The organism is Clostridium mediterraneense (assembly GCF_900091705.1).
GTDB classification, from domain to species: Bacteria; Bacillota; Clostridia; order Clostridiales; family Clostridiaceae; genus Sarcina; species Sarcina mediterraneense.
Window position 1 is genome coordinate 1,970,800 of the sequence record NZ_LT594785.1, and the last position, 25,501, is coordinate 1,996,300.

A 25,501-nucleotide genomic window follows, 5' to 3' on the forward strand; every position below is an offset into this window, starting at 1 on the left:
CCCCTTATGTCTTATTTCTTATTTTTTTCCTTTATTAATTGCCTCTACTAACCCATTTATATAAACTGCTCCTAAAGCTCTATCATATAATCCATAACCTGGTCTTCCTGTTTCTCCCCAAATCATTCTGCCGTGATCTGGTCTATATGGACCATCAAAATTATAATCACAATATGCCTTTACTATTTCATAAAAATCTAAAGAACCTGCTTCTGATAAATGAGCCACTTCATTAAAACTACTATCCCCTGTAATTTTTACATTTCTAAGATGTGCAAAATGTATTCGATTTCTTTCTTTACCAAAATAATTGACCATATCTACAATATCATTAACTTTTGTACATCCTAAAGAACCTGTACATAAAGTTACTCCATGATATGGACTATCATATAAATCTATAAATCTCTTTAAATTCTCAAAGTTAGTTATTATTCTTGGAAGTCCAAATATTCCCCAAGGTGGATCATCCGGATGTATAGCCATTTTCATTCTAACCTCATCAGCTACTTTCATAATTCTTTGAATAAAGTAATTTAGGTTATTCCATAAAGTTTCTTCATCTATATCCTTATATTTTTCTAATAAAGCCTTAAGTCCACCTTCACCGTATGAAGTGTCCCAACCTGGTAATTCTAATTCACCTAAAGCAGGATCCATCTTTTTAACTTGTTCTTCATCATATATTAAGCATGTTGAACCATCTTCTAATTCATAATTTAAATCAGATCTTGTCCAATCAAATACTGGCATAAAATTATAACAAATTGTATCTATTCCAGCCTCAGCTAAATTTCTAATAGTTTGTATATAATTATCTATATACTTATCTCTTGTAGGTAAGCCAAGTTTTATATCTTCATGAACTGGTACACTTTCAATTACTGATAATTCTAATCCATGACTTTCAATTTCTTTCTTTAACTCTAAAATTCTTTCTAATGGCCATACTTCTCCAACTGGAATATCATAAATAGCTGTTACTATACCTTTCATTCCTGGAATTTGTTTTATATACTCAATTTTTACTGGGTCATCTTGCCCATACCACCTAAACGTCATCTTCATAATATTTTTACCTCTTATCTTTTAATCTTTTCAATTTTACTAACAAATTCTTTTGCTGTATTTTCTATATCTTGAAGTGAACCCTTAATTAGTGAGCTTCCAACTCCAACGCAAGCTACTCCATTTTCAAACCATTCTTCAACATTATCTACCGATACTCCACCTGTTGGCATTACTTCAACATGTGGAATAGGTGCTTTTATAGATTTTACAAATTTAGCTCCAAATAAATCTCCTGGGAATAACTTAATCATTTTATTTCCAGCATCCATAGCTCTCATTATTTCTGCAACAGTCATACAACCTGGTAAATATAAAGTATTCATAGCCTTACACACTGTATTTACTTCTTCACTATAACCTGGGCTTACAACATATTTTGCACCTGCTTCAATAGCATCAGAAGCCATTTTTCCATTTAAAACGCTTCCAACTCCAATTAAAGCTTCTTCATTTGAACTATACTCTCTTATAAGTTCAACTACATTTGGAATTGTATAAGTAAGCTCTAATGATTTAACTCCACCTCTTAGACAAGCTTCCATATAGCCTCTAGCTTCTTCATGATTTTTTCCTCTAATTACTGCTACAATTCCATTTGCCTTTAATTCATTTAAAATCATTTTTATCCCCCTATACTCCTGAATAAGCTGAAAATGCTCCATCTACTGGAATAACTACTCCATTTACAAATCCTGATGCTTCTTCAGATACTAGATATAATAATGTTCCTATTAATTCATCAGCTTCACCAAATCTCTTCATAGGTGTACTATTAAGAATCTTTTCTGTTCTTGGAGTTGGTGTTCCATCTTCATTAAATAATAATTTTCTATTTTGATCTGTTACGAAAAATCCTGGTGCTATTGCATTCACTCTAACTCCAACTTTTGACATATGAACTGCAAGCCATTGAGTAAAATTACTTACTGCTGCTTTTGCACCTGAATATGCTGGTATTTTTGTAAGAGGTGTAAATGCATTCATTGATGATATGTTTATTATTGTTGTACCCTCTCTACCAATCATATCTTTACTAAACTCTTGTGATGGAAGTAATGTTCCTAAGAAGTTTAGATTAAATACAAATTCTACTCCTTTCGGATCTAAATCAAAGAATGTTGTTAATTCTTCATTTTCTAAATCTTCTGGATCTAAATATTCTTTAGTAGTAGTTCCTTTTGGATGATTCCCTCCAGCTCCATTTATTAAAATATCTACTGGACCAAATTTCTCAAGTATAATTTCATGAGCTTTCTTTAAACTTTCTTTATCTAAAACATTAGAATCAATTCCTATTGCTTGTCCACCTTTTTCATTTATCATTTTTGCTTTATTATCACAAGCTTCTTGACCTAGTGCTAAAATTGCAACCTTTGCTCCACACTCCGCTAGTGCATCAGCCATAGCTCCACAAAGAATTCCTGTCCCACCTGTTACAACACAAACCTTATCTTTTAAATCAATATTAAATGGTAATTTCATATTATCTTCCCCCTTGTTACTGCTATACTTGTATACTAGCATATTAATATAAGAATTACAATAGTTTTTTTGTATACATTTTCATAAAATTTATTAATAAATAAAGAACACTTAAAATCACCTTATAAATTAGTGACTTCAAGTGTTCTGTAATCTATTATTTATTTATTTATTATATAACTAGCAACATCGCTATTTTCTTCTATTAATTTATCCCATTTTTCAACTGGAGATTTTATGTGCTTAGATACTACCTCATCAATAATATCTTTTCTTTTGTCTTTTATTATATGTAAATACGTTTCATGTTGATCTACTATAAATTCTTTCTTTAAGTTCATTTCTGCTAATAATCTCATTCTATTATAATGAGTACTTATATTACAAATAGCTTCCCAAATATTATTTTTTTCAATACCTTTAAAAAGCAATTCATGAAATTCCTTATCTAAATTATGAAACTCTAATACATTATTAGCTTTATTAGCGATAAGCTTTTGGGCAAATATGCACTTCTCCATATCCATTAAAGCTTCTTCTGAAAAACTATCACAAGCCTCTTTTAATGCTTCTCTTTCTAAATTATATCTCATAAAAATAGCTTCTTTTATTATTTTCCAATCTATTAATGATACATATGTACCAGCTTGGGGCTTAACTTCAATTAGCTTTTCACCTTTAAGCTTTATAAGAACCTCTCTTATAGGAGTTCTTGAAACTTGTAATTTTTTAGCTAAATCAGATTCACTTAACAATTCTCCTGGTTTTAGCTCTAAGCACATAATATTATCCTTTAATACCCTATACACATAATCCTTACCTGTTTCCTTATCCATCTTTTCATAAAGTATCACCTAAATCACCTCCTACAAACAATCTATAATTATATAATATACCACTTTAGTATTCTAGTATAATTTACTATTATACCATAAAAAAAATATAAACTCCTAATAAATTATACTTTTTATTACATTAATAGTTTATTATGTAATATTTATTTATAAAATCTATTAAACATAATTAATAATCGTTTATATATCTATATTCTTTATAGATTAAATTCGACAGTTTATTCTTAATAATAAATATTTTTTACATATATTAATAAAATGGGTATTTTATCAATAAAAATACCCATTTTCTCTACTGCAATCTGACTAGTAATATCTAAAATCACTTATTTTAATATTTAAATTATACTAACTTATTTCTTATATCCAAACTCAGGTATATTAGTCCATCTTTCACGTAAAGAATGAGCTATCATCTTAGGCTTTCTATCTCTTGTAAATATACCTTTCTTATTACCTTGAACTCTTATAATACCTTGACTTGTAGCAAAATCAGCAAAATTCCATACTTGTTCCCCCACAAAGTTTTTACACTTATCTACAACTTCATGGTTTGCCTTATAATATTCAATTTGATATTCTTCAGTAAACATAACAGGTACAGTATCATGCATTCCAGCAACAGTATCTGCTCCATACTCTGTAAACATTATAGGTTTATTAGGACATCTTTGTTCCCAGCCTCTTAATTCATCTGCAAGCATTCTTTTAGCTTCTTCTAAATCTCCACCTGCAACATACCATCCATAATATCTATTAAGACATAATACATCAACAATATCTCCAACTTTACATCTATCTGGAGTAGACATTAAATAAGTTACAACTGTAACAGGTCTTTTTTGAAGATCTAATTCCTTTGTTAACTTTATTAATGGCTCAAAGTATTCTTTTGCTCCTTCTGCATCTGAATCTGGTTCATTAGCAACTGACCACATTACTACTGATGGATGATTTTTATCTCTTGCAACTAATTCTCTTAAAACTTGCTCATGAGCTTGTTTTGTACCAATTTCTCTCCAAGTATCTCTTTTTACTCCACCTCCAAATAGGCCACCTGTAGCCATAAAGTTTAAATGTAAGCCAACTGCAGGAGTTTCGTCTATTATAACTATACCTTCTCTATCTGCAAGTCTCATTATTTCTTCTGAATATGGATAATGTGATGTTCTAAATGAATTTGCACCAATCCATTTCATTAAACTAAAGTCTTTTACATTAACAGCTTCATTCATACCTCTTCCGTTAATGTATGAATCCTCATGCTTTCCGAATCCCTTGAAATAGAAAGGTTTATTATTAATTAAGAACTTACCATCTTTAACTTCTACTGTTCTTACTCCAAACTCTTCTGTATAAGTATCAACTAAAGCATCATCTTTAATTAAATCTATTTTTAATTTATATAGATATGCATTCATAGGCTCCCATAATTTAACATCATTTATAGTAAGCTTTCCTTTTTCTCCTTTAGCTGTTGCTACAACATTATCCTCTTCATCAATTACTGATACATTAACATCAGCATCTCCTACTACTTTTACTTCATAATCTACATACCCATTTTCACCTTCAAAATCACTTACAATTATTACATCATCTACATAAGTTTTTGGTGTTGTATAAATTTTAACTGGTCTATGAATTCCTGCATAATTAAAGAAATCAAAATTAACAAGATTCTTTACTATTTTCTTACCATTAACCTCATTTTCTTTTAAAAGTCCAACTGGTAAAGTAGTTTCATCAACTATATTATTTACAGCAATAGTTACTCTATTTTCTCCTGATACTAATAATTCATTTATCTCTGCTTCAAAAGGAGTAAATCCACCTTTATGCTCAATTAAAAACTTACCATTTACATATACTTTTGCTTCATGAGTAGCTGAGCCAAATCTTAAAACTACTCTCTCATTTAATAAACTCTTATGAACACTAAAACTTCTTTCATACCAAACCCAGCCAACATGATCTCTTACTTCTTCAGTTTCAGCTAAATCATTATATGATGATGGAACTGGCATTTCCATTGTCTCTTTTAACTTTGATTCATACCATTTGTCAATAAATCCATTTCCTTTATCTAATTTAAACTTCCATATTCCGCTTAAATCTACAACATTTCTTGACTCTGTCATTATTGGATATAACATAATACTTCCCCCTAAAATCTATTTTAATTTTTATTTATCAACTATTATAATCTTGCGTCCCATCTTCCGCAGAATACAGTTTCATTGTATTCTCCTTCAAACTTTTCTTCACCTTTTATTTTCTTTATAGTCTCTCTTATTACCGTTCTGCTTGATCCATATGCATTTATAAATGTCTTCATCATAGGTAAATCAAACAGATTCGTAGTTTGACTTAATGATACACATATTGTTGGAATTTCTTTAACATACCAAGGTATTTCACTACCATGACCTATTGACCATTGAACTCTAACAACGTTTTCTTGACAATATCCCTTCATTTCTACAAACATCATAACTGCATCATAATTACTTGTAAGCTGTTCTACACTTTCACTAAACATTGAATTCATTATATCTTTGATATTGTGTCCATTCTTAGCTGATAAATCATGATATGATTCGTGAATGTCTACTTCAAATCCAGCTGCTTCAAGTTCTTCTTTAATACTAGTTTTTGTAGAATTATTCCCAAACACCATATCAAGAGGTTGAGGATTAGTTACATAATATACTTTTAATCTCTTATGAGTATCTGGTGTTAAAGGAAGATTATTTTCAGTATCTTTAACTAAAGTTATACTTCTCTTAGCAGCATCAACAGCTAAATTAGTATGTTCTTCACAGCCTAATATACTTAAATCTTCTTTAGGTGGCATAAGCTCTCCATTTTCTTGATCTTTGTGTAAGCCCATAGATGCCTTTAATCCTAAAATTCTCTTTAACGCACTTTCAAGTCTTTCTTCTGTAATTATTCCTTTTTTATACCCATCTATCATATATTTAAAATCTTCTTCTGGATGATGGAAGAATAAGAACATATCACAACCAGCTGCTATAGCTCTTGGAACTTGCTCTTTTCTTGGCATAGCACTTGTTAAACCTATCATATGAGATGCATCTGTTAATATTAAACCATTAAAGCCTAATTGCTCTCTTAATAAGTTTTGTAATAATTCTGGAGCTAATGTTGCTGGTTTTATTTCTGCATCAGTCATTCCTGGAACAAATTTTCTTGAATATGAAGGTAAAGCTATATGACCAATCATTATACTCTTAAGACCATCTTCTATTAATCCACTATAAACTTTTCCAAAAGTATTATCCCACTCTTCACAAGTTTGGTCATTTACTCCCATAACTAAATGTTGATCTCTTTCTTCAATTCCATCTCCCGGAAAATGCTTAGTACAAGCTACCATTTTACTTTGTTCAAGTCCTCTGATATATGCTTTTGAATATTCTAATACTCTTTCTGGATCATTTCCATATGATCTTGTATTTATTACAGTATTTCTCCAGTTTAAAAATATATCTGAAACAGGTCCAAATGCCCAGTTACAGCCTATTGCAGCTGATTCTTTTCCTGAAACATATCCAACATTATAAGCTACTTTATCATCTATTACTGCTCCTGCTGCTGCTTGAGTTGCTATATATGTTCCACCTTTAGCAGCACCATCTCCACCAGATTCACAGTTACAAGCAACTAATAATGGTAATTTAGATGCTTCTTTATATTGTTTTATTTGTTCATATACATCTTCAGCTTTTCCACCCATATATCTCGCTGCACCTGGTTGATATTTTTTTATAGTTTCTACAGCTGTTTTACCCCCATCTGGAGTTTTGTCCATTATTACAAATAACTGCCCTATCTTTTCTTCAATTGTCATTCCCTTTATAGTATCTTCTACCCATTTTATATCTTCGTCTGATAAATAAAATGGTTTTGCTTTTAAATCTACTTCTCTCATCCTAATCATCCTCTTTTCACTTTTTATACTTGTCCACTATTTTAATAATTTTTCAGATTTATCTTTTTATATTACATAATCCACTATCTATTAATGAATTTACTGTATCCTCATCAATAATGTTAATATCACCTATTATTGAATGTTTTAATGAACTTGCACATATTCCAAATTCAACAATTCTTTCTTCATTCATTTCTTTTAAGATTCCATGAAGTATACCTGCTGTAAAAGCATCTCCTCCACCAACTCTATCTAAAATATCAAAAGTATACTCATTAGACTTTAAAACTCTTTCACCATTGAATAAATAACCTTTTAATGAATTGTTATTTATTGAATTTACTATCCTCTTAGTGCATGCTGCATATTTTAAGTTTGGATACTTTTTAAATAATCTTCTATAAAGATCTTCTAAATTTTCTTCAAATTCTAAGTTCTTATCCTCAAACTTTAATATATTAACCATATCTAAGTAGCCTAAAAAGGCTATATCTATATAAGGTAAGATTTCTTTAAATAATTTCCCCGCCTCATCTATTGACCATAACTTTTCTCTATAATTTGAATCATAGCATACTAGTATACCTTTATTTTTGCAAATTTTAACTAGTTCAATTATAAAATTATATAACTCTTTACTAAGAGCTGGAGTTATACCTGATAAATGAATTATACCTACATCTTCTAACATCTTATCAAGATTAAACTCTTCCTTTGAAGCCATAGATATAGCTGAATATTTTCTATCATATATAACTTCTGTACTTCTTAGTCCATGGCCTATTTCTGAATAGTATACACCAAGTCTTCCCTCGCCTAATATAATATCGTTTACATCAACATTATATCCTCTAAATTTATTTATAACTTTTTGCCCTAAATAATTATTAGGGAGTTTTGTAACAAACTTAGTATCATGTCCAAACATAGCAAGGCTAGCTATTACATTTGCTTCTCCTCCTGAATAAACTGCATCAAAAGAATTTGCTTGAAGTATCTTTTGATTATTAGGAGGAGTCAGTCTTAACATTATTTCTCCAAAGCCTAATATTTTTTTATTTTTAAATTCTAACTTTTTCACTCTAACTCCACCCCCTTATTTAAATATAAACACTAACATTTATTTATCCTTAGATAAATTTAATTCAAACTCATTTATAAGCTGATTTTGATATTCCTCCTTGTATGTATTATTAATAAACTTATTTAATGCTTCACTAGTGAATCTTTCCCATGATTCTTTTTCTTTTTTAACTAATATAGGATAATATAAAACTTCATTAGATTTAGCAGATTCATAATCACCTACTGCATCTCCAACCATTAAAACATTTTCTCTATTATACCCTTTTTCAATAAGCTTACTTATACAATATGCCTTTGATCCAATATTCTGAGTTAGTACCACATCAACATTATCTAAAAGTCCATGTAATTTCCACTCATCTAAAACAGCTTGTTCATTTGCAGAAGATACTATTGCTACATCAGCAACTTTCTTCGCTTCTTTTATTCCTTCAGCTACTCCTTCAAATGGACACTTTTCATCATCACTTAAAGAATTGATTGATTCATTAACTGCTTTTGACCATGATAAAGCTTTTCTAAGACAAATATTATCAGTCTTTTCTATTTCACTTTCTAAAGATTCATTAGAAAGCTCCTTTGTCTCTTTAGTCCATCTTACAAACTCATCTACTCCATCAATCTTCTTATATTTATCATTAATTTCAATAAGCGCTAAAGCTAAACCCTTAAATCTATTTATACCTCTAGTTAAAGTATAGAGATTAACTTCATTCCATTTACTTAATATAGAATCTTTCCATTCTTCTAAATTCCACTCTGTTACCATACAAGGTCCAAAACATTTAATATGTTTAATATCCATTGTATCCATTGCACAGCCATCAGAATCTATACAAATAAGAAATTCCTTACTTTTAGTAAATTTATCTAAAGCATTACTCATATTTTCACCTACTTTTATATTTTTTCTTATAAAAAATATACTTTTATTTCAATTTATATAAAATTTTATTATCGTTATACTTGTATACTAGCATATTAGTTATAATATTTCAACTATTTTTGAATACCTTTTCAATTTTAATTTTTTCTTAATATAAAATATATAAATTTTAATATTTACCTAATAAAAAAAGAATAATAATAAGTATAAAAAATACAGAAAGTTTCTTAAAAATCAATTAAAACTTTCTGTATTATATAAACACAATTTATTATTTAGCTATTAATTCTAAAGCTAGTTTTATAGCATTATCTTTATTTTCTAATCCGCATTTATCATTATTATATTCTATACTCCATACATAACTATCTATAATAGAATATATCATTCTGTAAATTTTTCTACGTATTTCACTATTAGTATCATCTTTTAAATCTGCTCCATAACCCTTAATAAAATCTTCATTCACTATCCATGGATTTGCAAATTCAAAATCAATATCTCCAAATACCGATCTATCTGCATCAATAATTGCTGCAATCTCTTGCTTTCCTTCATTTGATTGAATAAGAATATTACCATCCCATAAATCAGCATGTATTAAATGTGCTGTTTTAACCGCATCTAATATCTCTTTATACTTTAAAATAACATCTCCAAATAATTTCACTTCATCTTCTGAAAAAATATTATAATCTATATAATTTTGTTTAGACTCCATAATCTCATTATATAAATATTCACTCCATAAATTAAATCCATTTCCTTTTGAAACATCATATACCCTTCCAAACTTATTTGAATTTATATTATGAATTTTAGCTATATAATTACCTAGCTTTTTATAAATATCAGATTTTATTTCATTTGATAAATCTACTTCTGATAATGGTTTACTAACTATATATTCTAAAATCATATAGTTACGATTAATTATTTCTCTTGTTGTATCACAGTTAATTATTGTTGAACAAGGTATATCTTCTTTTTTCAAAATACTATATACCTTTTCTTCAGCAAGCATTAAATTATGTTCAAAAGGTAAAAGTAATTCTTGATTACTTGGCCCTACTCTAAGTATTATTTCACTTTTCAAGTCTAGTAACTTTATATGATACGTAGTATTAAATAAACCACCAGAAATTAATCTAGCTTCAAACTTATCTACTCCAAAATTTGATTTTATAATCTTATTTAACTCATTATAACTTAACTCTTTATAAATCTTTGAATTCTTATTCATACACCAATATCCCCTTTATTACTATAAATATCTTAAATTATAGCAAGCATAAATTAGATATCAATTAGTAATATATATATTATCATATTTTTTCCACTTTATATATTAAAAGTCCATATAAAATCTTTATATAAATTATTAATTGAGCTTTAAGTTATGGTTATAGAGTTTTATTATTAGAATAAATATAAGATATAGCAATTTATATTGGTGTAATATGAATTTTGAAGAATTTTTTAATTCCTATTGTGGAAATTTTAATAATAATACAAATGGATTTGGATGTAATGATATTCCAGGAGGCTTTCAAGATGTAGATCCTAGTTTATTTATAACACTAAGCTCATTAATTGGCCTTATATCAGCTCAAAATTTACCTTCAAATGTTCAAGCTGCAATTGGAAATTGGCTCTTACTACTAGGTCAATCTATGCTAACCTATAATTCTCAACTACAGTATTTTCAAAATGGTCCTGGTGATTTTTTTGATATTAGAAATAAGAATAAAGATAATAATGATTGTTCCACTTCTTCTAAAGAATCAAATGATTGTAATTGTGAGGAAGAAATAAAAAAATTAAAAAAGCAAATTGAAAAACTCTCTAAAAAAATAGACAAATTAGAAAGTAAATAAGATTTTAACATAATCTTAAATTTACTTCTTAATAAAAAAATAGTTATTCATACTAATATACATATATTACTCTTTATCAAAAGGTAATTTAAATAAAAGAATTGAATAACTTATTATGGAGGTGATTTTAATGAGAAAATTAAATAATTATCATTTAATTGGTTTATTATTTCTAGGAATTTATCTATTTTCAATTACTTTCAACCTACTTCCTACTTTCCTAGAATGTTTCTTTATGGGTATATCACTTGCCTTTACATTAATAGGTGCTTATGCATATAATCACGATATGTCCAAATTAAGAAACTATAAAATGAATCTCTTTAGAAAATATCTAAAGAGATTATAATAATCTACAAAAAATAAAAGAAGGATAATTTTTTTATCCTTCTTTTATTACTTTCTATAATTAATTTCTTTTAATATAAATTAAAAGAACTATAAAATATATTAGAATATCTTTAAACTAAATATTAATTGTTATAAATTAGATAAAAATATATAATATTAATATAAAATAAAAGGTATATAAGGGGTAAATATGAAGATTAGCAAAAAATCAAATAAAAAATATACTCATAATTCACTAATACATAAAAATAGATTTACTACACTTATTAAAGATAAAATAAAAAAGATAAGTTATAAAACAATAATATTAGTACTTTATTTGCTACTATTAGCTTTTATGCTTTATTTAAATTTTAAAAATGATTCTATTAATATTAGTTTAATCTTTGAATTAATTCTGTTCTCTGCAATTAGTATAATATGTTTAAAATTTACTAATATCGTTTTTTTGTTTGATCACTTTTTTTCAATAAACAATATATCAGAAGATGATATGTCAGATACTTATAATATATATATTAAGTTAGTAGGTATTAGTTTTAGCTTATATATTCTTTTTGTTTTAATACAAAATCTATGATACAACTATTTATTTTTTGATTTCTTAAATCTAAATAATTTCTACTCATTTTCACATACTTTTATATATTCTTTCAAATAAAAAATATCTTATATTAATAAACAGTATCATATACTTTTAAATTAATATAAGATGTTTTTATTTATCTATTATTTTCAAGTTAATATATCTTTAAAATATAATTCTTTAATATATCTTAAAGATTTTCTTTATAGAAAGCTTCTAATTTTTCAACAGCTTTTTTCACTGGTTCTTCTTTATCATATAAATCATAATGACTTACACCTTCAATAATAAATAAATCTTTTTTCTTTGAAGCTGCCTTATTATAAAGTTCATGACCATCTCTATATGAGCCAAATGCTCCTTGTACATCACCAACAATAATTTGTAAAGGTTGAGTTAATAAGCTTTCAGCTAAATTGAAAGCATCAAAAGCTAATACTGAGCCTAAGCTAACAAAGTTTAATTTATTTGGAGAATTAGGACTTTGTCCTCTTGAAGTTGTGTAATAATCAACAGCTTCTATAATATCTATATCATTAATACCAGCTTGTTCTCTTTCTTCTTGATTTCTAGGAATCCAATTTGTAATTAGAGTTTCAGCTCCTCTAGCTTCAGCAGTACGTTGAGCTCCAATTGCTTCTAATGTTTGAATAGGATCAGCACTTTCACGATATACTCTTCCAATATTAGCACCAACAACTGTACCAACTGCTTTAATTCTCTTTTCTGTCATTGCAGCATTTGCAGCATATCCACCACCTGCACAAACTCCTAATACACCAATACGATTTTCATCTACAAAATCAAGTGTAGTTAAATAATCTACTGCTGATCTAATATCTTCAACTCTTGCAGCTGGATCTTCAATATATCTTGGTTCTCCTTCACTTTCACCTTGATATGATGCATCAAATACAATTGTTACATATCCTAGCTCTGCAAGTTTTTCAGCATAAATACCAGCTGTTTGTTCCTTGCAGCTACTTCCTGGGTGAACACAAACAATTGCAGCATTTTTCTTTTCTTCAGCACCTTCAGGTATATTTAAAATAGCTGCTACATTTAATCCACGTGCTTTAAATTTTATATTCTTTTTATTAATCCTCATATTTATTACCACCTTTTATTAATTTTAATTTTACACTTGAGAGTTTTATTACTCTCGTGTATATTTATATTAAAATATAAATAGTATTACTTCAATTACCACTTCTACATCTTTGTGTATTAATACACACTTTTTAAAATATGTATATTAAATAAAAGGAGTTTTTATATGGACAATAAAATAGATAGAAGAATTATAAAATCACAAAAGTTAATTCAATCTACATTTCTAACAATGTTAATTAAAGATGGCTTTGATGAAATAACAGTAAAGAGAATTACTGAAGAAGCTGATATAAGTAGAAAAACATTTTATCTACACTATTTAGATAAATATGATTTACTAGATACAATAGTTAAAAATCAATTAAAAGAACTAGAAGAAATTTGTGAGCAAAAAAAAGATAAAGGTTTTATAGAAGGTACAATAATTTGGTTTGAGTATTTTGATGAGCATAAAAATTTCTTTTCAGCATTATTTGCAAGTCAAAGCACTGTATCATTTAGAAAACAATTACTAAATTTTATGATGAATGAATTAAGTAAAAAAATAAATAAAATAAGTCCTGAAAAAAATTCAGAAATACTTATAAGATTTTTAGCTATGGCTGTTTTAGGCATTATAGAATCCTTCTTATTAGATGAGTTAGATTCTAGTACAGAAGAAATAGCAAAAGAAGTTGGTAAGCTACTTTTACATAATATATCTCCCTCTTCAAATTAAATATAAAACTATAATAAAAATTTACTCTTTAAATAGATATAGGGATAGAACAATTTCTATCCCTACATTTATTTAATTCCAAGATATTTTACTGAATATCAAAGGCTATTAAATAAATAAATTAAGTCCACTTTTTTCAGTATCGCCTAGATAAGTTGCAACCCCTGCTATTTCAACTCCATCAATAAGCTCTTCCTTTTTTATTCCCATTAAGTCCATAGACATAGAACAAGCTACAAGTTTAACCCCAAGTTTAATTGCATTTTCAATCATTGTTTCAAGGCTATCAACATTATTCTTTTCCATGATTCCCTTAATCATTTTAGCTCCCATTCCACCCATATTCATTTTTGAAAGTGGAAGTTTCCCAGCATGACTTGGGAGCATCATATCAAACATTTTTTCCATACCTTCTTTTTTAATATTTTCTTTTGTTCCTTTTTTCAATATATTAAGTCCCCAGAATGTAAAGAACATTGTAACCTTTTTCCCCATGCTAGCAGCACCTGTTGCTATTATAAATGAGGCTATTGCTTTATCCAACTCTCCACTAAATACAACTAATGTTGCTCCATCTTTTTCTTCTGTAGCAATTTCCTTCTCTTTAGTAATAGATTTTTTTATTTTAACATTAAAACATTTTTCTTCTTTAGAAAATGAGCTCTCTAAAAGTTCATTCCCTGTTGAATCACACCAAGATTTTATATCTCTTTTAAAAGCTGAATCACTAGCCTTTACTTCTAAAATATCTCCATCTTCTATTTTTTCTATTTCTTCATATACTCTTCTAATAGGGCCTGGACATTGTAATCCACAAGCATCAACACTTATAACTTTACTCACTTTATTTTCTACTTGAATCTTTTCTCTAGAAGTTTCACTAGCTCTATTAGTAACAGCAACCTCTTGTAATATACCATTTTCATTTCTATCTTCTCTATCATCTCTTTGAGCTTTTTGTTCCCTCTTAATAAAACTATATAAATCATATCCACCATCAATATTTCTACATTCAAATCCATTTTGAACTAATATTCTATAAGCTAAATATGAACGAAGTCCACTTTTACAATGAATATTTATAACTTTATCTTTAGGAATTTCTGAAATTCTTTCTCTAAGTTCTCCTAATGGTATATTATAAGAACTTTTAATTACTCCACTTGATAATTCTATTTTATTTCTTACATCAAGAATAAATTCTCCATTTTCTATAAGTGAATCTACCTCAAATATATCTCTTACTTTAACATCTCCCTCTAATACATTTGATACAACATATCCTGCCATATTTACTGGATCTTTGGCTGAAGAATATGGTGGAGCATAACAAAGTTCTAAATCTGCTAAATCATAAGCTTTTATTCCACCTTTAATTGCAGTAGCAATTACATCTATTCTTTTCTCAACACCATCAAGCCCTACTCCCTGAGCCCCTAAAATATCTCCCTCACTATTAAATAATAATTTTATATATACTGGGAATGCACCAGGGTAATATCCAGCATGTGAATTAGCCTGTATATGAATAGCTTTATACTCTATTCCTAATCTTTTTAATAACTTTTCACTATTTCCAGTTGATGCAACAGTTAAATCAAATACTTTTGCAACACTACTTCCCATTGTTCCATTATATCTTGCATCCCTTCCACAAATATTATCTGCAACAAGTCTTCCTTGTCTATTAGCTGGCCAAGCAAGTGGTATCATAGTTTTTCCACCATTTATAAAATCTCTAACTTCAACGGCATCTCCAAGTGCATAGATATTAGAATCTGACGTTCTCATATACTCATCAACTATTATAGCTCCTCTTTGATTTAACTCAAGTCCAGCATCTTTGGCTATCTTACTTTCTGGTTTAACACCAATAGAAAATATAGTTAAATCAGAATTTAATTTTAAACCACTCTTAAGTGTTAATAATTTACCCTCATCTTCAAACATCTCAACTGTATCTTCAAATATTAAATTAACACCTTTCTCTCTTAAATGATCATGAACTATTGTAGCCATTTCAAAATCTATTGGTGGCATAACTTGATTGTCTAATTGAACTAATGTCACATTAATTCCTCTCTCTACAAGATTCTCAATCATTTCTATACCAATAAAACCTCCACCAATAACAACAGCATTTTTAATATCATTATTATCAACATGAGCTTTTATTTTATCTGTATCAGGAATATTTCTTAATGTAAAAAGATTCTTAGCATTTTCAATTCCACTAATCGGGAACATAACTGGTTTTGCTCCAGGAGATAAAACTAATACATCATAAGTTTCTTTATATACCTTTCCAGTTTCAATTTCTTTTACAGTTACTTCTTTAGCCTCTCTATCTATTGAAATAACCTCTGATAAATTTCTTATATCCATATTAAACTTTTTAGACATTTCCTCTTTTGTCTGGATTAAAAGTTTACTTCTATCTTTAATAGTTTCCCCTATATAATAAGGTAGTCCACAATTTGCAAATGATATATATTCACCTTTTTCAAAAAGTATTATTTCTATATTTTCATCTAATCTTCTAAGTCTTGCAGCTGTACTAGCACCTCCTGCAACTCCTCCAACAATAATCACCTTTTTCATTAAAATTTCCTCCTACTAACTATTACTCTATTTAAATAATTTTATTTTTTAATTTATAAGTTTTTCTAATCTTTCAATAAAGCATTTATTACATCTTTAACTTTGATATTTTATATTTATCAATAAATCTCTATATTCAAATAATATGATTTAGTTTGTAATTTGTCAACCTATTTTTGTAAAAAAGTACTATTTACTTAGAAACTTCTTCATAAACACATATTTCACTAAACTATTTATTAAATAATCTAAAAATACTAATCTTTTTATTGGACTACTACTATATAAAAAGATAAAAAATCCACAATATTTATCGTGGATTTTTCTTAGAAACACTATATAATTGTATCTTTTAAAATTACTATAATTTATATAAAATAATTTAATAACAGCTTATTCCATCTATAGCTTTACTCTATTTATTATGGAATAATCCAGCTCCTTCTATAATTTGCTGCTCTTTAAATAAGCTTGAAACAGCTTCATTATAATCAATTAGCTTTTGTGCTTTCTTTATTTTTTTAGCATATTGTTTATTATCTGAGAACATATAAATCATATATCCCCATAACTCTTTCATTCTAAACATTGCATTTCTTTCTTCATTAAATACTTCTATATAATTATTTAAGATCTCATCATGAAAATCTTTTAATACCTTTTTATCTAAAGAAACATTATTTTTAATTTCATTCATTAATCCTGGATTAGCTAGTAAACCTCTTCCGATCATTATTTTATCTACTTCTGGGAAAGTTTCTACTAACTTATTATGGTCCTCTACTGTAAAAATATCACCATTATAACATATTGGATTAGTACTTAATGATAAAGCATCTTTAAACACATCTAAATTAGGTTTACCCCCATAAAAATCTTGTCTAGTTCTAGGATGAATAATTAATTCTTCTAAAGGATATTTGTTATAAATCTTTATTAATTCATAAAATTCTTCTGGACTATCCTTTCCTATTCTAGTTTTTATAGAAATTTTCATATCATCCATCTTATATATTTCATCTAAAAACCTATCAAGTTCTTCTCTTTTTGCTAAAAATCCTGAGCCTTTAAACTTTGAAACAACAGTTCCAGCAGGACAACCTAAATTTAAATTAACCTCATTATACCCTAATTGTTGTAACTTCTTAGTAAGAGTAATAAATCCTTCTGAATCATTAGTAAGTATTTGAGGTACTATATTTAAACCTTCATTATTTTCAGGTAAAATATCTCTTAATTCTTTAGTCTTAAGACTTCTACTGTTATTTGGAACAATAAAAGGTGTAAAGTATTTATCAATATTATTGAAAAACTTCTCATAAGCATTTCTATATATATATCCTGTGATTCCTTCCATTGGTGCTAAGTAATATTTCATCTGATAACTCCTTTATAAATATTCTAAAAAATATTATATCAGCCTTCTTTTTTCTTATCTACTTTATTAAATATTCTAAACAAATAAAATCCCCCTTAAATTAAATAATATAATTTAAGAGGGATTCTTATTTATTATCTTACATCAAACATATATAATGATTGAGTTAGGAAATTATCTTTTTCGTCTTCATATATTAAATATATACTATAAAAACCTTTATTTAGGTTTGAAATATCAAAAGAAATAACTCCATTTTCATCTATTAATTCATCTAAACTTAAATCAACAGATTCATTACCTACATTTTTTGTTATAATTATATCTTTTACTTTTAACTTCTCAGCATTTCTATTTAATACCTTATAATCTAAAGTTATTTTATTATCTTTTGCATAAAGCATACCCTCTGTTATTATTTGAGGATTAGCATTTAAGCTCTCAAGTTTTTTGAGATTCTTGAGTGGTGATAAATCTTTTATTTCATTATATGAAACATCTAATGATTCTAAGTTTTTAGCATATTCTAAACCTTCTAAACTTGAAATCCATTTATCTGGAGATGATAACTTTATTAATTTATGCATATCACCTATAGTTATATCATCACTTGATAAATTAAGCTCTTTCTTTATGCTATCTTTAAGATATTCATCTTTAATAGATATAACTTGATTTAAGTCTATACTTTCTTCTAAATTAGAAATTGCTTGATTTAATTCTGTAACCATAGAATTTATATCATCTTGACTACTTATTTTATCTTCTAACATAGTTATAGCTTTATTTAAAGCTTCTTTAAATATATTAAATGTTTCTTCAGTATATACATCTTCCTTATAACCCTTAGCTTTTTCTACTAATGCTTCTAGTTCTTCATAATTTCCTTGTATATCATTTACAAAATAAAGTTTAGTATCTCCCCATGTAGCATGATCTGAACCAATTCCATTTCCACCATCAGTTACTACAAGTTTTAATTCTTTAGCATCAGATATATCAACTTCTACATATTTTTGAGACTCTCTAGAATTCATTACCCCACTATCAAATTTCTTTTCTCCATCTACATATACTTCAAATTTAATACTTCCTACTGAACCAAACATTTGTCTATCCACACCTACATAAGAACTAAAATATGCATAGTCTTTATCAGTTAGGTCATATATTATTGTAGAAGTGGCATGAGTACCTATTCCTCGATCATAATAAATAACTTCCCTATTCTCATCTGTTAATGCAAGTTTATTATCACTTACTGATTTATCCTTATTTACAGTTTTCCAGCCTGAATTTGCAGATTTCCAATCATAATCTGTTAAATACTTATGGTCATTCATATCAACCACTGATATAGTTCTAGTTTTAACTACTTCATTCCCATCACTATCAGTTACTTTATAAGTTACAGTATATTTTCCTGTCTTATTAAAGTTTACTTTTCCACTTACTTCAACTTTAGAAGTTATATCTCCATCTTCATTATCTGTTGCACTATATTGACCATTTAAATCTATTTCTTCTCCAACTTTAACTGATACTGACTTCGGTATATTTAATGTTGGGAACTTAGTCATTATAATTTTTTCAGCCATCTTTAAATCTTCCTCAAATAAACTAGCTGCCGGATGTTCTTTTACTTCTTCTCTTAGAACCTGTACTTTTTCTAAGGTATTATATCTTTCACTAACTTCAGTTTTAGTATTATCAGTAAATAATTCTTTACTTATCTTATTTGCTAAAACATCTTCTTTATAGAATGACATTTCACCTATACTTGCCCAATCTTGATTAGCCTCTATAAATTTAAACTTAACTCTTTTTGCACTTGTTTTAGCTATGTTAAATTCAACAACATCATTAACACTTCCACTATACTCACCAATACCAGCTAATATAAAATCATCGCCCTTAGCTTCTATTGAAGTATAAATCTCAAACTTTTTAGCAAACCCTTTTCCACCATTTCTAGCTGCAAAAGCCATTTTGCTTATTTCAGTTATTTCTCCTAAATCAAATATAACTTCATTTTTAAATGAAGTAGTATTTTGTTTTCCTGTTTCCCAGTGAGTATTGCGATTATTATCTATAGTATATTCTAGTTTTGTATGTGGATAGTTTCCTCCATTATTAGTTACTGAGACTACTGGTATCTTAAATTGCTCATTATATTCATTTAACTTATCAAATTGTCCATATTTTGATTTAATTACATTTAAATCTTCATATACTGTAATATAAGATTTCTTTTCTACGCTATTATTATCACTATCAGTTACTTTATATACAACTTCAAATCTTCCAAGCTTACCTTCTTCATATGAATTTGATATTATTTGAATATTAGGAGTTAAATCTCCATCTTCTGCATCTATTGCACCAATACCTTCATTAAAGTCTATAGCTTCACCAATTTTATAAACCTTATCACTAGTAATTATCCTAGGCTTTGCATTACTTGTAATTAATTTAGGGTTAGCTATTACTCCATGATCTGAAGTATTTCCATTTTCAGCATTATCTACTTCTATTACTAATTCCTTAACACCTGAAACTGGAACATCTATTTGTACTAAGCCATCTGCATATTTTAAAACTGAAGTTGTAGTCAAAATTTCTCCATCAGCAATAATATTGAATTTTATACTAGAATTATTCTGGGCTTGTATTCCTGCATCTACACCAACTTGTGCTATGAATCTATCATACTCTTTACCTTCTAGAGAATATACTATCTTACCGTTAGCATGTATACCTAAACCTTTATCAAAGTCTTTAATAGCTCCATTAACTTTTCCTTTAATATTAGTATTTTTTCTTGGAGTTCCCCATTGTGTTTCAGCAGACTCCCATTCAAAATCTGATAGATAATCATAATCACTTACAACCTCAACTTTAAGATTTTCTTCTCTTGTATCACCCTCATCAGTTATTTGATAAACTATTTCATATAAACCCTTTTTAGATGTATCAACATTGTTTTTAAGCACTTTGATTTTATTACTTATATCAGTTCCTTCATATTTATAAGCTTTTACATAGTCTAGAGGATTAAATTTTTCATTAAGTCTTAAAACAACAAGCTCTTCTACACTAAGAGTTGGAGCATATAAATTAAAATTATAAGGCTCAGCAGCATTTAATTCATTATCATAAGCTACTACAGTATACTTATGATTTTCTCCTATAACAGCTGTTTTATCTGTAAAGCTATTTATTGATGTAAATCCTATTGCCTTACCATCCCTAAATACTTCATATCCTATAATATTATTTTTATTTACTTTATCTATTGAAAAATTAAGTACTACTTCATTATTATTTGATATTTTAGCACTTGCTTCATACTTAACATCATCTGTAAATACTCCACCTTTATTTAAATACATCTTATCATTTGCATACCATAATTTCTTAGATGGTTTAGAATATTTAGCTGTATAAGTTTTAGTTTCATCTAATACATTCATTCCATGTCTTTCAAAATGTTCAGCTAAATCTAATTTAAATACATCTGATGCTACCATAACCCATGCATTATGTTTATTTTCCCAACTTCCTCCACCTATATTTCTACTTCTAAATTCTTGTTCAAATCTTGGCCAAAATGTTTCATCATATAATTGTAATTGCCATAATGGAGCTATATGAGATAGTAAACTTTTATCATTTTCAGGATAATATTCATTATTAGAATAATCTTCTAAAGCCACCTTTGGTAATATATTTTTTTCCCATAAGTTTTGCTTAGTTATTTTAGATGCTTGACCTTTTAATTTTTCAAAGTGAAGAGGAAGTATATTATTTGTTACTTCTCCTATAGTTCTATTATTAGTATCAAAATTATGTCCCATCTCATGCATAAAGCCCCAACCTGTATTTACATCTAATGCTCCACCTTGTTCTGCTTTATTAAATCCTGTTATTCCATTTCCAGCATTCATAAAGCCTCCATTATCTAGCCATTTAACCATAGTTATATATCTAAAATTAAAATCTGAATTAACTTCACTTGAATTATCAAAGCCCCAAAATCTCATAGTTTCTTTAATTACTTCATCACTTTTTTTTGCAGTTTCACTTGGTAGTTTATTATTACTCTTAAACCAATCTAAAGCATACGTTGCCTTTACATTAACTAATGTTTTATCACTAAATACATCAAATACATCTGGTAAATTAGAATCTTGCTCTAATAACTTTACATAGTCTTCAAGATTTTTCATAACCTCTTCATCTGTATGAACCCCTTTTATATAATGAGGATATTTTATAGCTCCCTCTATTCTAATTTTAGGTTTTCTTCCTTGTTCTTCAACTGTATATGGATTGCTCGTATAAAATACTCCAGCCTTTGAAGTTCCTGGTCTTAGTTCTGAACTTGATACTTCAGGAACCTTTATTACATTTTTACCCTTACTTAGATTTATAACTACTTGTCCATTATGTTGACTATCCATTTGCTTAAATATTAATTGTGGTGTTGGTTTTCCATCTTCTACATCAACATAAACATTTATTATTTCTCCAGATTTTGCAGCATAACCTGTTGGTTGCCAGTCTTGAAAATTCCATACCTTTCTTTTTTGAGATTCTTTAATAGAATTTCCCCTACTCTCTAACTCTATAACAGAAGATTCTGCTTTTCCTGGCTCATTTATAATATCTTTAGCTAAATTTATTATAGTCATAAATTCATTTTCTAATGGATGCTTTTTAACTTCATCTTCTAATAGCTTTATTTTTTCAATAGTATTAAACTCTTCACTAACAACACTCATAGTATTATCTTTAAATAATCTATCAATCTTTTCTGCTGTTTTATCTTGAGTATATAATTCAAACTCTGCTGCACAGGCCCAATTTTCATATCCCTTTTTAAATACAAATTTAACTCTCTTAAATTCTGTAGGGTTAAATCTAATTTCTACAGAATCTTGAGTTGTTTTTGATGATCCACTTGATACTAATTCAAAAGTATCACCTTTAGTAGTTCTTGATGCATATATATCAAATTGCTCTGCAAATCCTCTATTAGTTCCACGAGGTGCAGTATATACTATTCTATTTAAAGTTGTTAATTTATTTAATTCTATTACTACTTCATTAGTAAAGCTTGAACTATTTTGCTTTCCTGAATGCCACTTTGTATTTATATCTCCATCCATAGCCTTAGTTATAGCTTCACTTGCATATTGTCCACCATTTGTAGTTATTGATTTTAAATTGCTCATTGGTACTTTATAAATAGAATCATATTCCTTAAGTACTTCATTACTCATACCTCTAAATTTAGATACCTTAGCATCAGTATATACAACTTCTTTATTTTCAACTATTAATCTTGCATTATCTATATCTTCTTTAAAATCTCTATATAAAGGATGACTTTTTACTTCTTCCTCTAAAGCATTTATCTTTTCTTGACTATTAAATTCTTCACTAACTTTACTTTTTGTACTATCAGTAAATAAAGTCTCCATCTTATCTCTTAATTTATCTTCTTTATAAAACATAAATTCTGATGTTGAAGCCCAATCCTGATCAGCTTTTTTGAACTTAAATTTTATTCTTTTAAACTTGGTATTATTAAATTTAATTTCTACTATATCACCAGTAGAACCTGTATATTCACCACTTCCAACTAATCTAAAATCATCATCGTTATCTGTAAGTGAGGCATATATTTCAACCTCTTTAGCAAAACCTTTCCCCTTAGCTGATGATTGTCTCGCAGCATATATAACCCTATTTAAAGTCGTTTCTTTTTTAAACTTAACTATTACTTCATTTGTAAATTCAGAATTATTGGGTTTTCCTGTTTCCCAATGTGTACTGAAATCTCCATCTATAGATTTATCAATAGTTGAACTAAAATACTTACCACCATTGTTAGTTATTGATTCAATATTTGAGTTATCCATTTTGAATATCTCATTATAAACACTCATATTGCTATTACCTAACAAATCAAATTTGCTTATACTTGCTTTAGTAGACGTAGCCTCCACCTTTGAACTTATATTTTTTGATGTTTCATCAGCTAAACCCTTTATCGCTGGTGATGTGAAATTAGTAATTAGTGCTGTTACCATTAAGGCAACAATTTTTCTTGTTTTCATTTTTACCCCCCTGATTATTAATACCCTCAGAAGCACATTAAAAAAAGCTACTCCAAAAGAGTAGCTTTGTAGTATCCTTAAAAATAGATTTTTGCACAACAAATAAATGCATCAATACTAATTAAGTTAAAAAACAAAAAGTATAATGTACTCTTTGGCAACTGGCTGACATAGTTTTAAACCTTAGTCCCTATAGCTTTGCGTCTTTAAGTTTCCCTAAATTTGCCTATTATATTATATTTAGGATTTTATCATTATTTCATCCAGTTTTCAACAACTTTTATTAAAATTATACTATTTTTTCAAAAAAAGTATTTAAATTAAGTTAAATATAGAACTAATCTATTAATATAAACTAACTATTATAGTTAAAATAAAAAAATACCTATAGAATTTTTAAAATTAAATTCTATAGGTATTTCTTTTTTTGCTCAAATAGTAACATATTTGAAACTTTTTAATATTACTATTTAAACTTATCTACTTAATAAAACTTGAATCCTTCTTATACTAAATCTAAATTTATATAGATAATAAGAACTGATATATTCATATTAGATAAATTAAAATTTATATTCCAAAATGAATTATATATTTATTATTTTCTTTAGCTTTGTTAAATAAAGAAATTAGATGAGTATATTCCACTTTATCTTGAAGTAATAAAATATTTATAAACTTATCAATTGATTTAGAAGGTATTAATGTAATCCCATGATATGCAAGACCTTTAGCTGGCTTTTGCAATGTATGCCAATAGCACTCTATGCTTTGTAAATCTATTAAAATTGATTTAATAAAAATATCATCAATTACAATACAATTGTATTTCTTGGGTTCATATGTATTAAACCATTCTTTACTCATAGGTTCTTTTTGCATAATTCCAAACTCATGCTTTGGCATACTATCACCTCACTAAAATTAAAATCTTACTATTAATTCTATTTAATATCAGTATCTCTCATCTCTATTTCAGTTCCCTCTGGAGCTTTTATCTTAAATAAACTTTCTCCAAGTACTTCATAAACAACTTGACCATTTTTTAATTTAAAATCATTATATCCTAAAGATTTAATTCTCTCATACTCTTCTTTCACATTATCAACCATAAATGCCATATGAACAGGTCCAGCATTTAAAGAACTCCATTTATTAAATTTATCACCTTTTTTAGGTGTTTGAAGTTCTATCATAAAATCACCAAGCTTTAACCATGTGTTAAAATCTCTTCCGTGGAAATTAGCAGTTTCACTAACTATTTCAAAACCTAGGATTCTTGTATAGAAATCTAATGATTCTTTATATTTCTCTGTTTGTATGCATATATGATGTATCATTTGTATACTCATAATTCTTTCTCCTTTAATGTTTATTAGTTAATAATTATATCTATTTTAAATTATCTTCTCAAT

General features: G+C 27.5%; 17 protein-coding genes and 1 riboswitch. Of the genes, 2 read left to right on the forward strand and 15 right to left on the reverse strand.

What is annotated here, in order from left to right; translation table 11 throughout:
* Positions 1-18: 18 nt before the first annotated feature.
* The 9 genes from uxuA to BN8917_RS11215 form a co-directional block, all read right to left on the reverse strand.
* A complete protein-coding gene (gene uxuA / locus BN8917_RS11175) occupies positions 19-1,068 on the reverse strand; it encodes a mannonate dehydratase (RefSeq protein WP_066874424.1) in 1,050 nt (349 codons plus the stop codon).
* A gap of 14 nt (positions 1,069-1,082) precedes the next feature.
* A complete protein-coding gene (gene eda, locus BN8917_RS11180; RefSeq protein ID WP_066874429.1) occupies positions 1,083-1,691 on the reverse strand; it encodes a bifunctional 4-hydroxy-2-oxoglutarate aldolase/2-dehydro-3-deoxy-phosphogluconate aldolase in 609 nt (202 codons plus the stop codon).
* Positions 1,692-1,701: 10 nt separating this feature from the next.
* On the reverse strand, positions 1,702-2,553 hold the full coding sequence (locus BN8917_RS11185) for an SDR family oxidoreductase (RefSeq protein WP_066874431.1): 852 nt from the start codon (positions 2,551-2,553) through the stop codon (positions 1,702-1,704).
* A gap of 161 nt (positions 2,554-2,714) precedes the next feature.
* Positions 2,715-3,407 carry a GntR family transcriptional regulator gene (locus BN8917_RS11190; protein ID WP_066874433.1) on the reverse strand — a complete coding sequence of 231 codons (693 nt, stop codon included), beginning with the start codon at positions 3,405-3,407 and terminating at the stop codon, positions 2,715-2,717.
* 353 nt (positions 3,408-3,760) lie between these two features.
* Positions 3,761-5,563 (reverse strand): beta-glucuronidase, encoded by a 1,803-nt coding sequence (gene uidA / locus BN8917_RS11195; protein WP_066874435.1) that lies wholly within the window; start codon positions 5,561-5,563, stop codon positions 3,761-3,763.
* Positions 5,564-5,607: 44 nt separating this feature from the next.
* Positions 5,608-7,362 carry a glycoside hydrolase family 3 protein gene (locus BN8917_RS11200; RefSeq protein ID WP_066874437.1) on the reverse strand — a complete coding sequence of 585 codons (1,755 nt, stop codon included), beginning with the start codon at positions 7,360-7,362 and terminating at the stop codon, positions 5,608-5,610.
* Between the two features lie 58 nt (positions 7,363-7,420).
* Positions 7,421-8,446 carry a sugar kinase gene (locus BN8917_RS11205; protein ID WP_066874439.1) on the reverse strand — a complete coding sequence of 342 codons (1,026 nt, stop codon included), beginning with the start codon at positions 8,444-8,446 and terminating at the stop codon, positions 7,421-7,423.
* Between the two features lie 39 nt (positions 8,447-8,485).
* Positions 8,486-9,337, reverse strand: a complete 852-nt coding sequence (locus BN8917_RS11210) for an HAD family hydrolase (RefSeq protein WP_066874441.1) — start codon at positions 9,335-9,337, stop codon at positions 8,486-8,488.
* A gap of 271 nt (positions 9,338-9,608) precedes the next feature.
* Entirely contained in the window at positions 9,609-10,580 is a 972-nt protein-coding gene (locus BN8917_RS11215) for a phosphotransferase family protein (protein WP_066874443.1), read from the reverse strand.
* 217 nt (positions 10,581-10,797) lie between these two features.
* Here BN8917_RS11215 and BN8917_RS11220 point away from each other — a divergent pair, with 217 nt between their 5' ends.
* Complete coding sequence (locus BN8917_RS11220) at positions 10,798-11,214, forward strand: hypothetical protein (RefSeq protein WP_066874444.1); 417 nt, start codon at positions 10,798-10,800, stop codon at positions 11,212-11,214.
* A gap of 1,127 nt (positions 11,215-12,341) precedes the next feature.
* Here the strand turns inward: BN8917_RS11220 and BN8917_RS11235 are convergent.
* A complete protein-coding gene (locus tag BN8917_RS11235; protein ID WP_066874450.1) occupies positions 12,342-13,259 on the reverse strand; it encodes an alpha/beta hydrolase in 918 nt (305 codons plus the stop codon).
* A gap of 168 nt (positions 13,260-13,427) precedes the next feature.
* On the opposite strand from BN8917_RS11235, the gene BN8917_RS11240 reads away from it, so the two are divergent.
* On the forward strand, positions 13,428-13,982 hold the full coding sequence (locus tag BN8917_RS11240; protein WP_084748625.1) for a TetR/AcrR family transcriptional regulator: 555 nt from the start codon (positions 13,428-13,430) through the stop codon (positions 13,980-13,982).
* A gap of 108 nt (positions 13,983-14,090) precedes the next feature.
* Here the strand turns inward: BN8917_RS11240 and BN8917_RS11245 are convergent, their stop codons facing one another.
* From BN8917_RS11245 to BN8917_RS11265, 5 genes are all read right to left on the reverse strand, one after another.
* A complete protein-coding gene (locus BN8917_RS11245; RefSeq protein ID WP_066874452.1) occupies positions 14,091-16,583 on the reverse strand; it encodes an FAD-dependent oxidoreductase in 2,493 nt (830 codons plus the stop codon).
* 415 nt (positions 16,584-16,998) lie between these two features.
* Positions 16,999-17,961, reverse strand: coding sequence for a tRNA dihydrouridine synthase (locus BN8917_RS11250; protein ID WP_066874454.1), 963 nt, complete (start codon positions 17,959-17,961; stop codon positions 16,999-17,001).
* 134 nt (positions 17,962-18,095) lie between these two features.
* The gene (locus BN8917_RS14660) at positions 18,096-24,086 is read right to left on the reverse strand and encodes an NPCBM/NEW2 domain-containing protein (protein ID WP_066874456.1); all 5,991 of its coding nucleotides are present in this window, start codon (positions 24,084-24,086) and stop codon (positions 18,096-18,098) included.
* 153 nt (positions 24,087-24,239) lie between these two features.
* Positions 24,240-24,323, reverse strand: a riboswitch (cyclic di-GMP riboswitch).
* Between the two features lie 333 nt (positions 24,324-24,656).
* Positions 24,657-24,992, reverse strand: coding sequence for a hypothetical protein (locus BN8917_RS11260; RefSeq protein ID WP_066874458.1), 336 nt, complete (start codon positions 24,990-24,992; stop codon positions 24,657-24,659).
* Between the two features lie 38 nt (positions 24,993-25,030).
* Positions 25,031-25,438: a VOC family protein gene (locus tag BN8917_RS11265; protein ID WP_066874460.1), complete on the reverse strand. Its 408-nt coding sequence runs from the start codon at positions 25,436-25,438 to the stop codon at positions 25,031-25,033.
* Between the last annotated feature and the right edge of the window lie 63 nt (positions 25,439-25,501).